General features: G+C 42.8%; 13 protein-coding genes and 1 riboswitch. All 13 genes read right to left on the reverse strand.

All coding sequences use genetic code 11. The annotated features are described in order from the left end of the window. Positions 1-44 precede the first annotated feature (44 nt). From CLV95_RS08875 to CLV95_RS08935, 13 genes are read right to left on the reverse strand one after another with little or no spacing between them, the layout of a single operon-like run. Positions 45-731 (reverse strand): adenosylcobinamide amidohydrolase, encoded by a 687-nt coding sequence (locus CLV95_RS08875; RefSeq protein WP_002732151.1) that lies wholly within the window; start codon positions 729-731, stop codon positions 45-47. Then, positions 728-2,113 (reverse strand): cobyrinic acid a,c-diamide synthase CobB, encoded by a 1,386-nt coding sequence (locus CLV95_RS08880; protein WP_002732072.1) that lies wholly within the window; start codon positions 2,111-2,113, stop codon positions 728-730. The genes CLV95_RS08875 and CLV95_RS08880 overlap by 4 nt, the downstream gene beginning before the upstream one ends. Beyond that, positions 2,113-2,649, reverse strand: coding sequence for a cob(I)yrinic acid a,c-diamide adenosyltransferase (gene cobO, locus CLV95_RS08885; protein ID WP_002726101.1), 537 nt, complete (start codon positions 2,647-2,649; stop codon positions 2,113-2,115). The genes CLV95_RS08880 and cobO overlap by 1 nt, the downstream gene beginning before the upstream one ends. Further along, on the reverse strand, positions 2,646-3,410 hold the full coding sequence (gene cobM, locus CLV95_RS08890; RefSeq protein ID WP_002726033.1) for a precorrin-4 C(11)-methyltransferase: 765 nt from the start codon (positions 3,408-3,410) through the stop codon (positions 2,646-2,648). The genes cobO and cobM overlap by 4 nt, the downstream gene beginning before the upstream one ends. Before the next feature lie 13 nt (positions 3,411-3,423). Next, complete coding sequence (cobJ, locus tag CLV95_RS08895; RefSeq protein WP_002732206.1) at positions 3,424-4,854, reverse strand: precorrin-3B C(17)-methyltransferase; 1,431 nt, start codon at positions 4,852-4,854, stop codon at positions 3,424-3,426. Then, positions 4,845-6,029, reverse strand: coding sequence for a cobalt-precorrin 5A hydrolase (locus tag CLV95_RS08900; protein ID WP_002732129.1), 1,185 nt, complete (start codon positions 6,027-6,029; stop codon positions 4,845-4,847). Before CLV95_RS08900 ends, cobJ begins: the two co-directional genes overlap by 10 nt. After that, positions 6,016-6,780 (reverse strand): precorrin-2 C(20)-methyltransferase, encoded by a 765-nt coding sequence (gene cobI / locus CLV95_RS08905; RefSeq protein WP_002732070.1) that lies wholly within the window; start codon positions 6,778-6,780, stop codon positions 6,016-6,018. Before cobI ends, CLV95_RS08900 begins: the two co-directional genes overlap by 14 nt. Beyond that, the gene (locus CLV95_RS08910; RefSeq protein ID WP_002726009.1) at positions 6,777-8,018 is read right to left on the reverse strand and encodes a bifunctional cobalt-precorrin-7 (C(5))-methyltransferase/cobalt-precorrin-6B (C(15))-methyltransferase; all 1,242 of its coding nucleotides are present in this window, start codon (positions 8,016-8,018) and stop codon (positions 6,777-6,779) included. Before CLV95_RS08910 ends, cobI begins: the two co-directional genes overlap by 4 nt. Beyond that, positions 8,015-8,686: a cobalt-precorrin-8 methylmutase gene (gene cbiC, locus CLV95_RS08915; protein WP_002732153.1), complete on the reverse strand. Its 672-nt coding sequence runs from the start codon at positions 8,684-8,686 to the stop codon at positions 8,015-8,017. The genes CLV95_RS08910 and cbiC overlap by 4 nt, the downstream gene beginning before the upstream one ends. Beyond that, on the reverse strand, positions 8,679-9,800 hold the full coding sequence (locus tag CLV95_RS08920) for a cobalt-precorrin-5B (C(1))-methyltransferase (protein ID WP_002732203.1): 1,122 nt from the start codon (positions 9,798-9,800) through the stop codon (positions 8,679-8,681). Before CLV95_RS08920 ends, cbiC begins: the two co-directional genes overlap by 8 nt. Before the next feature lie 25 nt (positions 9,801-9,825). Continuing rightward, positions 9,826-10,566 carry an FAD-dependent oxidoreductase gene (locus CLV95_RS08925; RefSeq protein WP_002732115.1) on the reverse strand — a complete coding sequence of 247 codons (741 nt, stop codon included), beginning with the start codon at positions 10,564-10,566 and terminating at the stop codon, positions 9,826-9,828. A 5-nt stretch (positions 10,567-10,571) separates the two neighbouring features. Next, the gene (locus CLV95_RS08930) at positions 10,572-10,943 is read right to left on the reverse strand and encodes a DUF3209 family protein (RefSeq protein ID WP_016749204.1); all 372 of its coding nucleotides are present in this window, start codon (positions 10,941-10,943) and stop codon (positions 10,572-10,574) included. A 15-nt stretch (positions 10,944-10,958) separates the two neighbouring features. Next, a complete protein-coding gene (locus CLV95_RS08935; protein WP_002732117.1) occupies positions 10,959-12,188 on the reverse strand; it encodes a CbiX/SirB N-terminal domain-containing protein in 1,230 nt (409 codons plus the stop codon). A 140-nt stretch (positions 12,189-12,328) separates the two neighbouring features. Continuing rightward, a riboswitch (cobalamin riboswitch) is annotated at positions 12,329-12,515 on the reverse strand. Positions 12,516-12,575 lie beyond the last annotated feature (60 nt).

The raw sequence follows: 12,575 nt of genomic DNA on the forward strand, positions 1-12,575 counted from the left end.
GAAGTTCCGAAAGGTGAAATGCTTCTGCATATAAGATAGTTTTTTCAAATCCCAGCTCTTATTTCCAATTTGTTCTCTTTCCAATTTGTAATTCCTTGACTAACAGACTCGTGGACGGCTTTTCCTATAAGATGGCCCGAAAGTGTATGTTTACCTGTGTAATGGATTGTCGAATTGCGTGAGGGAGAAGCAAACGCGATACAATCGGTTCCGGTTCCGGTTGCAAGATTTTGACCAGCTTTACTCAGTATTTTTGCCTCTAATACTGCAAGTGTTCTTGCTTCTGCGATCAGAGAAACCGCTTCTAAGGAAGTGTTTAGATTCATAGGTGCGGAACATTGCACGAGGATATTGATTGTTCCGTATGTTTTTAATTGAGAAGGCCGATCACCTATACGAACCGAATTTCCAAGTCCTGCGGTTACGATCGATCGAATTCGTAGATCTTCTTTTTGTAGGATTACTTCCGAATAATTTTCAAGAGAAACGCTAGTGAGAAAGCCAACTACATTTCTGGATTCTTCTTTTTGGAATAAACGTTTACGAAAATAATCGGTAGGATTAATGTCTGGTGTAAGATCCTCGTTTCGAACACGATGCCATAAAACACAATCGACTTGTTTTGTCCAACCTCCGCCAATTACTGCCCAACTTAGAACGTTATGCGGCTCTTCGAAGTTTGCAATAAGCCAGGATGTGGAATCGTTCGTAATAAGAGGGGTATGAATCATTTTAGCCCTTGTAGACAGGATCGGATAAATCCTTCCGGTAAAATAGGATTGGATGCCCAGTGAGCGTGTATATAGGAGGCAAGAACACAATTGTGAAAATATCCCTCTTCACTTACTTCGTTTCCCTTTCTTTTTCTTAATCCGTAGACGTGTTCTATAGAGTGCGGTTCGTCGAGTTCGAAATTTGAATAACGAAACTGGTGACCTCTGAACCTAAGCCCTGCTTCTCCAAAAAACGTTTTTTGCCTTGTGACGACTTCCACGTAGCCGAGGGCTTTTAATTCTTCGTTCATGATGGCGGTTCCCGGAATCAAACCCACCATCGGATAGGATTCTCCCGAAACGAGTCGGATTTTTTTTGAAAGATACATGAGTCCGCCGCACTCGGCGTAAATCGGTCGTTTTTTATATGAGAATTCTCGAATGTCGTTTAATAAGGATTTGTTTTTCGATAAGGCGGAGGCAAAAAGTTCCGGATACCCTCCTCCGATGTAAAGCCCGTTCACTTGAGGAAGTCGGGAGTCGGAGATGGGGGAAAAAAATACGAGTTCGGCTCCGGCTTCTTGTAGTAGAATTAAATTCTCTTCGTAATAAAAATGGAATGCGGAATCCATACTGATTCCGATTTTGCAACGGCCTGAAATTGTTTTTATTTTTGAAGCCGGGATTGAGATCTTCGGGGCTGAACCTGCAATTTTTAGAACGGAATCGATTTCTAACTGTTTTTCCCCTTCTTCTCCCCAAAATACAAATTTTTCTTCGGATAAATTTTCCTTTGAGACGGAGTATAAGCCGAGATGTCTTTCCGGAAATGCCTGTTGTGGGTGTTTTGAAAAACCACCAAGGATTGGAATTTCCGAGGATGCTTCCCGTAGAAGTTGGGTATGTGATTTACTTCCGATAAAATTGGTAAAAGCTCCTGCGAGGTTGAGATCTGGGTCGAAGGTTTTCAATCCTTTTAGAATTGCGGCGATGGTTCTTGCCATTCCGCTTGCGTCTATGACTACTAATACGGGTGAGGAGGTCCATTTGGCTATCTCGGCAGTGGAACCGGCTTCCGAATTCGGAGAGTGTCCGTCGAACAATCCCATTACTCCCTCGATGATCGCAATATCTGCGTTATGACACGCTTTATGAAGGACGTTCAAGACGGATTGTTTCCCCATCAACCATCCGTCTAGGTTATGGCATGCTTTTCCCGTTATGTGAGAGTGATACGTCGGATCCAAATAGTCGGGGCCGCATTTGAAAGTTGCGACCTTCAATCCCCTTTTTTGAAACGCTTGCGTGAGTGCAAGAACTACCGTGGTTTTTCCGACGCCGCTTCCTGTTCCTGCGATTACGATTCTTGGAATTTTGATTTCTGTATATAAAACGTTCACTAAAAATCGATTCCTAGTTGTGCGGGAATTCCGTCTCGATACGGATGTTTTTTGGCTTCGGTCACGCTAACTAAATCGGCGTAGTTCATCAGAGTTTCCGGACAGTTTCTTCCCGTGATTACTACGTGGACGTTTTTTGGTCTTTTGGCTAGGATCCGGATAAAGTCTTCGGTATTTAACCAGCCGTAATGAAATGCGAAGGTAATCTCATCAAGTATTATGATATTATAATTTCCTTTTAATATCATTCGGCGAGAGACGGACCATGCGGACTGTGCGGCGGCTTTATCTTTGTCCAGATCGTCGCTATCCCAGGTAAAGCCGGATCCCATGACGTGGAAGTCGAGTCCCGGAATGGTCCTTGCAAACATTCTTTCACCCGTTTCCCATTTTCCTTTTAGAAATTGGACGACTCCGCATTTCAACCCTCGTCCTAACGCGCGAAATAAGATTCCGAGTGCGGCAGTGGTTTTTCCTTTACCGTTTCCGGTATGAACGATCACGAGTCCTTTCGTTCTTTTTGAGTCTGAGTTCATAAATTCTTTTTTACTTTTCTGAATTTGTGCGAAAAATCGGCCGAGTAAAGTTTGGAGTCGGCAAAGTCGCGGCAGTTTAAAACTGGGCCGACAAAAATAATCGCAGTGGAGAAAATTTTTGCCGTCTTCACTTTTTGTACAATGTCGTTTAATGTTCCTATGAGAATTTTCTGTTCCGGCCAGGTTGCTTTCTGAACTACAGCTACCGGGCATTTCTCTCCGTAGTATGGAGTTAAACGTTCTACGACCTTTCGAATGTGTAAGGCGCTTAAAAAAAGAGTGAGGGTTGCCCCAGACTGGGCGAGAATTTCCAGTCTTTCTTTTTCCGGCATGGGCGTTCTTCCTTCCATACGTGTAATGATGACGGTTTGAGAAACTTCGGGAAGGGTTAGTTCTTTGCCTAAGGCCGCGGCCGCGGCGGTAAAAGAGCTGACCCCTGGAATAATTTCATATTCTATATTCAAAGAATCTAATTTTCTTATTTGTTCCGCAATGGAACCGAAAATAGAAGGATCTCCCGTATGAACTCTGGCTACGTCTTGATCGTTTTCTTTTGCTTTAAGAATTACGGAAATGATGTCATCCAGAATCATATTCGATGAATCTAATACAATTGCGTCTTTCTTCGCTCTTTCGATCACTACCTTTGGTACAAGTGAACCGGTATAAAGGACGACCGGGCAAGTTTCCACAAGTTTTGCCCCTTTTACCGTAATCAAATCCGGATCTCCCGGACCGGCCCCGATGATATAAACTTTCATAAACCCTGAATCTCTAACATTTTAGAATTACCCCCCGGACTAAATTCCAAACTTCGGAGGGAACGGTTCCCAGCCAGGAAATGTCCGTATATTCTTGTCCGTTTAAAAAAACTTTTTCACTTTGATTTTTTACGTAAGTAATAAGACGTTCGCTTACGGAGGAGTTTCTGTAGATAACGAGTTTCTCGTAGATTTCTTGGGGAGAAATTTCGTTTGGAATGAACATCAGGAATTCGAATTGAAGATTTCGAACTTTTTTAATCTCTATAATTTTTAATTCGAAGTACCGATCCCCATATTCCTCCGGGTCTGCAAAGCCATAGTCTTCAAATCGAATCGGAACTTTGATTTTTCCGACGATATAAAATTTTTCTAAACTCTTAAAAAGAATTCCCCCACCCAACCTACCTATGTAGGATAACGTGTTTTTTTGGAAATCTACAGACTTAGAATCCTTTTTAGCATTCTGTTTTTGAATTTGTGAAAGTAAGTTTAAGGACTCCACGGCTTTTGCCGCGGACGAATCCATGATTGTGGTGGATCTTTTAACGAAGGCCCCGTGAATTTTCGTTATGTTCAAGCTCAGATGGCGGTCCCCGTTATCTGAATTTACCTTGCTCTGTAAATCCCCCGTAGAACGAAGCGAAAACCCTTTTTTCTGCCCTTTTTTGAGACTTGAATCTTTCAGAGAATATTTGTTTGTATAACCTCTCGGAGTGATCATAAAATCTTCATAAACGAAAGTATTTGAGGAGCCTACGATTACGGTCGTGTTCATTCCAATTTCGTAATCTAAAAAATTGTCCAGATCCGAAAGTTGGACGTTTTGTTGTTTTCTATAAGCGCTTTTTACCAAAGCGACCGGAGTTGTTCCCGATCTATGTCGTTTAATAATGTTCACGGCTTCTACGATCTGTCTTTGTCTTCGTCCCGAAGCAGGATTATAAAGGGTAATAACGAAGTCCCCTTTAGCCGCGCATTCCAATCGATTTTCGATGACGGACCAAGGAGTCAAAAGATCGGAGAGGGAAATTCTTGCCGTATCGTGAACAAGAGGAGCGCCAATCAAGGAAGCGCAAGAACTATCTGCGGTAATTCCGGGAATCATTTTGATTTCGGGAGAATCTCCCTTTTTCCAGCCGGTTTTTTGCAGTATTTCAAAAACAAGACCTGCCATTCCATAGACACCTGCGTCTCCCGAAGAGATTAAGGTGACGATTTTTCCTTCTTTTGCCGTATCAATAGCTGTTTGCGCCCTACTCACTTCTTCCGTCATACCCGTTTGGGTCACTTGTTTACCGACTAAATGGTGTTTAACGAGACCGATATAAGTGGCGTAACCAATCACAAGATCGGCTTCCTGAATCGCCTGTAAAACTGCTGGAGTTATGTGAATGTCGTTGCCCGGGCCGATACCGACGATGTTCAACCTTCCTATTTGCATTCTTTCTCCTCCGTTGAGTTTATGGAAAAATCAGAACGTGTTATAGGATCGAAAGGTCGTTTCGGAAATGGAATTCGGGAAACTGCAATCGTGAGATTTTTACCGTTTGGTAATTCCTTATATTTCTGCTTCGAGACCAGGAGAGAGTTTGCACCGGATGCGAGAAGGCTAGCGGCTTCACTCACTGATTTTGTACCCACGAAATTTTTTACAACTTTCGAAGGTGATTGGATCCAGGAAACGCGATCTAATTCTTCCGGAGAAAAAGTAATCAATTCCCAACCGTATTTTAAAGAAAGTGAAAGAAACGCAGACTCATTTTTTTTTAAGTCTACAGAGGCGATTGCTTTTACACTTTGGATCGCGAGGCCGTTTTCGTTTAACACTTTGTAAATCCCGTTTTCTACGGTTTCTAAAGGGATATTTCGGTCGCAGCCTAGACCTAAAATTAAAGATTTAGGATGATATAATATAGAATTTTCATAATGTTTTTGATGAGTTTTTTGGAGATTGTTTCTGTCCGTTGCGATTAAAAGAATTTCATAATCCTCCGAACGAACTTGATTTAAAGAAGTGGAATATTCTACACCTTTGGGAAGATTTTTGTCCAAAGGCCACCAATTCGGTTCTCCCGTCTCCTGAACGAATAAAACTCTGGCTTCGTTGACTACCGCCGCGCATCCTCGAGTCACGTTTCGATCGGGATGTTCCAAAACCCAACCTAGTTCCCTACCTAGGATATCCACGGTTAAAGTCCCGGAAACGTCAGACGCGGTCGTGATCACTGGAATATTGGAAAGGGTTTGTGAGAGTTTTTTTGTAAAAAAATTCCCCCTTCCTATGTGTCCGGATAAAACACAGATTGAAAAGTTGGCCCGATCGTCTACACAAAGAACTGCAGGATCTACTTTCTTGTTTTCTAATAAAGGGGCGATCATGCGGACCACGGCCCCTACGCTGATGATAAAAATATGACAATCGTATTCTTGGAAAACTTCGCGTAGTGTATGATTCATAGGAAGGGAAAGAGGTTTTGAGTTTGGTGGCGCTTCCCGGATAAACTTGGAAGAAACGAAAAGATCTACTTCTTCCCAAGCGGATTGAATTCTATTGGCTATTTCAAGTCCGTGTTTGGTTATTGCAAAAACGGAATATGGTTTCCTATTCCGTTTCAATATTTTGCCCTTTTAATGCGCCTTTGCGCTTTCGAATGGAAATAATCACCATCGAAAAATAATCGCAGTTTTCATTTTGAATTGTTTCTATATTTTTCACGATTTTTTGACGATCTGTCGTACCGTAAGAAACGTAATTTGCGTTCTGTAATAGATTCAATTCCTTTAATATAGAAACAAGTTTTGGAATGACTCGGCCTACTTTTGTAAGAACTATCGTATCAAAATGTTGTATAAGTTCGGGAAGGTCCTTCAAACCGTAAGTTCCTGGAACCACGCAGAAACGTTCTCTTCCATCAGCAAGAGGGGTTTGAAGAATCGCGGGAATTGCGGTGATGGACGAGACTGCCGGAACGACTTCCACTTCGATCCCAGGCCAACGATTGTTTGCTTCTTCTAAAAGATAACTCCAGGAACTATAGACGGAAGGATCGCCCTGGGTGATGAAAGCCACGTTACGCTTCTTTTCCAAACGTTTCCCGATTTCTGAAAATGCCTTATCCCAAGCGGGGATGAGGATTTTCGGATTTTTCGTCATAGGAAAATGAAGAAACAATTTTTCTTGGGAAGAATTTTCTCTCACAATCGGAGAACAAACTCTCCAGGCGAAAGGTTCCAGATGTTCGCTACTTTTGGGAATGGCTAGGACTGAAACCGAATTCAAAATATGCACTGCTCTGAGAGTGATCAAGTCAGTGGCCCCTGGACCGACTCCAACTCCGTAAAGTTTTCCATATTTACCGGAACTCATGCGGAAAATCCGTCCGGTTTTGTGATTTTAAAAATATGAATTGGGTTTAGAGCTTCGTATTTAAGATAATTCGCAAGAGGTTGTCCTCTGGAAATGTTGAGAAGCGTAACTTCTGGAACAAGGTTTAGCTTTTTAAAGCTGTGATAAGCCTCCGCGACGTTATCCAGAGTGACTGCATTTATAACTAAACTTCCCAAAGAAGCGATTCTATTTAAGGAAATTCGAATAATATCATAAAGGTTTCCTTTGGAACCTCCCACAAAAATGCAGTCCGGGTCGGGAAGGGATTCTAAAATTTCGGGAGCCTTCCCGGGAATTACATATACGTTATCCGTTTTTCTGGAATATATATTTTGTTTACAAATTTCGATTCCTTCCGGATCGGATTCGATCGCGTATACTTTGCCGTCTTTTGCGAGTTGTGCAGCTTCAATTGCAATCGAACCGGAACCGGTTCCTATATCCCAAACAACGCTATCATTGCGGATATCCAAAAATGCAATGGAAAGAATTCGAATTTCTTTTTTTGTGATGAGTCCGTTTTTTGGGGTCCGTTTTGTGTAATGTTCTTCCGGAACATTAGGTACTATCGGAGGAGATCTCCAAGACGTATCGTTTCGAATAAGAATCAGGACGTTTAAAGGGTTAATCCCCTCCTCTTCGCTTAACGATTTAAGATCGAATTTGCGGACTTTTTCCTTTTTGTTCCCGAGATCTTCGCATACGAAAGCGGTCCATTCCGATTCCTCGAAAGATAATAGATAGGAAGCGATCGTTTTCGGGCAATTGAATTCATCAGTGAACAACGCAATCTTATGAAGGGATTGTAGTTTTGTGACGAGACCTTCGATGGGTCTTCCGTGTAAGGATAAAATTTTGGCGTCGTCCCAGTGAACTCCCACTCTTGCAAAGGCTTGTTGGATTGTACTCGGCGCCGGAATAAAATCGACGTGTTCCGGTCCAATTTTTTTACTGATTAAACTTCCGATTCCGAAAAAAAGAGGGTCCCCGGATGCGAGTACACATACCGAATGTTCGCAGGCAAGATCTGCGATTCTTTCGATCGCTTCCGTAATGTTCCCTTTCAATGCGATTTTTTCCCCTGAAAATTGGGGAAAAAAATCCAAGTGTCTTTTCCCTCCCGCAAGAACTTGTGCATTGGAGACGGCGTTTGCGGCAATGCTTGATAGCCCAAGGCAACCTTCGTCGCCCATTCCAATCACGGTAACCGCTTTCATTTTTCCCCTCTTTTGGAAGATAAAAGAAGAAGGGCGTGAAGAATCGCAACGGCGATCGTACTTCCTCCTTTTCGTCCTTTCGTGAGAATGTATGGCACCGAAAATGCATTAGAATATTCTAATTTTAGAATAACTTCTTTGGATTCGACTGCCGAAACAAAACCGACCGGAACTCCGATAATCAGAGCCGGTTTGATTCCTTCTAAACGGATCAGTCTTTCAATCTCGAGTAATGCCGTGGGGGCGTTCCCGACGATGATCACCGCTCCGTTCAAAAGATTGGATGCCTTCGCTTTTTGAATCGCTTCGATCGCTCGTGTGGAATTTTTTTCTTTCGCTTTTGTGATCACGTCTTTGTCCGAGATAAAACAGAATGTTTTACAGCCGTAAGCTTTGAGCCTGTCCTGATTAAGGCCGGCGAGTATCATCTGAACGTCGCAAACGATCGGACATCCTTTCTTTAGGGCCTGGATTCCAGAATCGATCGCTTGATAATGTATTTTGGTAATATCTTTGTATTCAAAGTCGGCCGTTGCGTGTATGATTCTACGAACCACTTCCCATTCTTCCTTGGAAAAAGGATGTGGACCCGCTTCTTCGTCTATGATCGAAAAGGATTTGTCTTCGATTTCTCTGCCGAGGGACGTCATTTGCCTCATATCATTCATGTGTCAAATTCCCTTTCGTAGTTTCGATTTTTTGCGAGAAATTTTCGCATTTGCCCAAGAGTGTTCCGTCAAAGTCCACCATATAACAGGAAATCGACATATTCGTTCCCGCGTGTTTAGAGCAGTTTCTCGCGACGATTTCGCAGATTTTGGTCGTGATAATTTCGTATCCGTTTTCTTTACAAATTTCTAATGCATGTCTTGCGGTATTTGCGTTTTGGATATCGATCGCAATTGGTTCGGGGATTCCCACGGATCTCGCGATATCTGATAACATTTTAGTGTTCACGGAAGAACCGCCCCTATGAGTCATCATTACGCCGTCGGCCATCTTGGATAACTTTCCGATCATACCAACGATGATCACATGACGTATAAATTCCTTAACGGAGGTTTTAATTCCTGTCCCAATAAAATCTCCGACTTGAATAAAAGAAAGTTCTTTCAGATTCGGAAATAGATTCATAGCAAACTTTTCGGATTTCCCACCCGTCGTGAGAATGACGGTATCAACTTCGTATTCTCTTGCCATACGAATCGCTTGGATAACGCTCGCTTTAAATGCGGCTGTGGAAAACGGCTTGACGATGCCGGTGGTTCCTAGGATGGAAATTCCTCCGATTAGGCCGAGACGTTTGTTCATCGTTTTTTTTGCCATTTCTTGACCGCCCGGAACGCTGATCTCCACTTCCGCGCCATTGAATGAACTTCCTTCCAATTCCTCCAAGATCATCTCGCTGATGTTTTTTCTAGGGATCGGATTGATCGCGGGTTCTCCCACTTCTATACCGAGTCCCGTCTTTGTGACGGTGGCGACTCCGTCTCCGCCTTTTAAAACGATTTTGCTCTCTTTTGTTAAGCGAACTCGCGCTGTAAGTTCCGCTCCGTGTGTACAATCCGGATCATCTCCGGCGTCTTTGACGACGCTACAAATTGCGACTTCTCCTTCGAGTTGACAGCGTTTGACAGGAAAAAGGACTTGTCTGTCGTTCGGAAGAGTTGTTTCGATTTCCAAAACGGGTTCTCCCTTTAGGAGAAGACGAGTCGCAGCCTTTGCAGCAGCAGCGGAACAAGCCCCTGTCGTAAATCCTTCTCTTAATTCTTTCGTAGACATAGTAAATCGTCTGATGACCGTTAAGTTAATTCTCCGATCTTCCAATGGAGTTGAAGAACGTTTCCATGCCAATGTCTTCTTCGTTCATACCTCGCATTAAGAGAATGTCTTTCAAGGCTCGGATTAATTTTCCATCTCCTGCTAAAAACGCGTTTGTGGGGAAAATGGAGGAATCTAATTTTTCAGTAAAGGAACGAATACATTCTTCTTTCCGGTTCGGATGATTGATTTTAGGAATGTGAATCACATTCAAAAAATGGAATTCTTTTGGGAGTCGTTGTAAAACTTCCTGAACAGGAACGGACTTCTCCTTTGGAAAAAGGAACCACAACACCGTCGTTTCCTTGAGTTTGGACTTCCATCGGGAAGAATGAAGAATCGAGTTGATCGCCGTAATTCCCGTATCTGTCGCTACGAGGAGAGTTCTCCCTTTTTTGGGCCAATCTGGATTTCCGATAAATTTACCCCAGGGACCCGAGAATTCGAGTACACTACCAATTGCAAGATTTGGAATATGATTAGACGCAGGTCCGCCTTGGATTGGTTGGATGCAGATCTGAAACTCTTCCTGCTGTAGGTCCGACGAAAAGATGGAATAAGCCCGTTTAATCACCTTTCCTTCGGGCGTTTTCAAACCGGAATTGAAAATTACGTACTGACCTCCTAAAAAATTCAGGGGCCCGTTTTTAGAAACAAATGTGATCGTAGCGAAACCGTCCGTTTTGACGATGTTTTTGACTTCGGCTCTTTTGGGAAGGGTTGTCATATCGATTACGCCGGATAAATTTCGTGAACAAAGTCGTGTATTTCTTCCAGGTCTCGAAAGAGATTTTGAAAAGAAAGAATGGAGTTTTTCAATTCGAGTTCGACTTTCTTGGTTAGGATTAGGAGAGAACGGTAATATGCCATTTTAGGATCGTCTTTTTTCGTTTTGGAGATCGTTTCTTCCAGATCGCTCAAAGAAGCTTCATAAAAGCGGATTAAAGATTCGAAGTCTTTGGCTTCCGACAAAGAACGAATCGGCCCGGGAGATTGTAGGGCATCCCCAATTTCGGCACGTTCGTGTAGGGTTGTTACCTCGTCCTTGATTCCGAGTACACTCATCATACCCAACCGTAGAGCGGCTATTTCCTGACATGCCATTGTATCCTCCTCATTTTACTGCATGATGTTGTCGACGAGTCTTGCGACCAATCGATCGTTAAACAAATGTTCGGTGACAATTTCTTCCGCGTCGTTTTCGTTTACTCTCTGATACCAAATTCCGTCCGGATACACGACCAAAGTAGGCCCTTCCCCGCATCTGCCTAAACAGGAACTTTTGGAAACTCGAAAGTCCGTTTGTTTTCCGTATTTTTTGATACAAGAACGGATTCGATGGATCAGTGAAATGCTACCTTTACTTGCACAATCCGTACTTTCGCAGATATACACGTGTTTTATCAAATTTCTGTGGGGGAACTCGTGAGGAGCGGCTTGAGTATGAGTTTCCAAATGTCTCATGCTCCAAAGAAGAGAATTGAGGCCTCCGACTTTGTTTTTTAGGCCCGGAATGGAAACTCGATATTCACAATTGTCGCAAGGAAGAGCATCCTTGCCGGAAAGAGCTTGGGCAATCCTTTCGTCAAGAATCGGATATAAAATCGGATCAGGTCCGAAATGGGAGGCGGTTTCGATTTTGATCCAAGGATATTTTAGGGAATATTCTTTTGTTATATAAGAAATTTTTCGTATTAACTTTCCGTTAAATAAAAAATACGGGAGAATCAACAGACGGTCCGGTCTGAGTTTTGCCGACATTTCGATACTTTCGTGTAAGAGAGGTTTGGTGATGCCGATAAAACTGGGTTTTACGAAAAGAAAAGAATTGGACTCCTCAAAAAACCGAACGGCCTTGTAGAAGTTACCGTTGGAATCCGCATCGGAGGTTCCTCGGCTCACCACGATCACTCCCGTTTTGGATTTGGATTCTTCTTTGAAGATGCCGCTTTCTTTCGAACGAATTGATAATAATTTTGTAATATTCTCATGTATTCCCAGGGGCATCGCGGATATAAATTGATGATTCGGAAACTTTTCTTTTAGGTCGGAAAGAATCAAAGGGATGTCGTTTTTGACGTGATTGGAAGCGAACAAAAACAACGGGAAAATTAAAATCCGATTCCGTGTTTTTGCGAATTCCAGAAGCGCCGTTTTAAAAACCGGTTCCGCGAGTTCTACATACCCGATGTCGATTTCGTATTCCGGATGGAGCTTGCGGTATCCTTCAACGAACGCCTCGAATTCTGCACTGGAGGAGAGGTCTCTACTTCCGTGTCCGACGATAAAAATTCCGAGAATGTTTCTACTCACTTTTTTTTGACTTGCGGACGTAGAAACGGCATACAACGTAATACTCCTCCTTTCAAAGTGAATCTAAAACCGATCAACTGACGGACGAACGGCATAGACTACACATTGGAATCTAACACATCTTATATTATGTTTTATTTAAGTTACGTTCACCTTGCTTCCGAGGTTTAAACGTATCTTCAAGATTTTCCTAGGATCGTATTCTGACTTTGAGATCTATCTACTCGACATGCCTTCCCAGGATTAAATCCCAGTGGCTTCCAATGCCTTTCGTCCCTCTTACAGCGGCGGATACCGTGACGGATTCTAACCGTCTTCCCACCGACGTGAAACGCCGATGAATCCCGTGAAAATGGATTATAAATCCAGCATATTCTTATTGATTGTTTTGAAAAGAATAATTTTTAATTAGAATACGAAATC

Source organism: Leptospira borgpetersenii serovar Javanica (assembly GCF_003046425.1).
Classification (GTDB): Bacteria; Spirochaetota; Leptospiria; order Leptospirales; family Leptospiraceae; genus Leptospira; species Leptospira borgpetersenii.

Bases quoted from the DNA above. Each gene is read 5' to 3' on its own strand.
- CLV95_RS08875 (WP_002732151.1), bottom strand. From the start codon at position 731: ATGATTCATACCCCTCTTATTACGAACGATTCCACATCCTGGCTTATT.
- cobO (WP_002726101.1), bottom strand. From the start codon at position 2,649: ATGAACTCAGACTCAAAAAGAACGAAAGGACTCGTGATCGTTCATACC.
- cobM (WP_002726033.1), bottom strand. From the start codon at position 3,410: ATGAAAGTTTATATCATCGGGGCCGGTCCGGGAGATCCGGATTTGATT.
- cobJ (WP_002732206.1), bottom strand. From the start codon at position 4,854: ATGCAAATAGGAAGGTTGAACATCGTCGGTATCGGCCCGGGCAACGAC.
- cobI (WP_002732070.1), bottom strand. From the start codon at position 6,780: ATGAGTTCCGGTAAATATGGAAAACTTTACGGAGTTGGAGTCGGTCCA.
- CLV95_RS08910 (WP_002726009.1), bottom strand. From the start codon at position 8,018: ATGAAAGCGGTTACCGTGATTGGAATGGGCGACGAAGGTTGCCTTGGG.
- cbiC (WP_002732153.1), bottom strand. From the start codon at position 8,686: ATGAATGATATGAGGCAAATGACGTCCCTCGGCAGAGAAATCGAAGAC.
- CLV95_RS08920 (WP_002732203.1), bottom strand. From the start codon at position 9,800: ATGTCTACGAAAGAATTAAGAGAAGGATTTACGACAGGGGCTTGTTCC.
- CLV95_RS08925 (WP_002732115.1), bottom strand. From the start codon at position 10,566: ATGACAACCCTTCCCAAAAGAGCCGAAGTCAAAAACATCGTCAAAACG.
- CLV95_RS08930 (WP_016749204.1), bottom strand. From the start codon at position 10,943: ATGGCATGTCAGGAAATAGCCGCTCTACGGTTGGGTATGATGAGTGTA.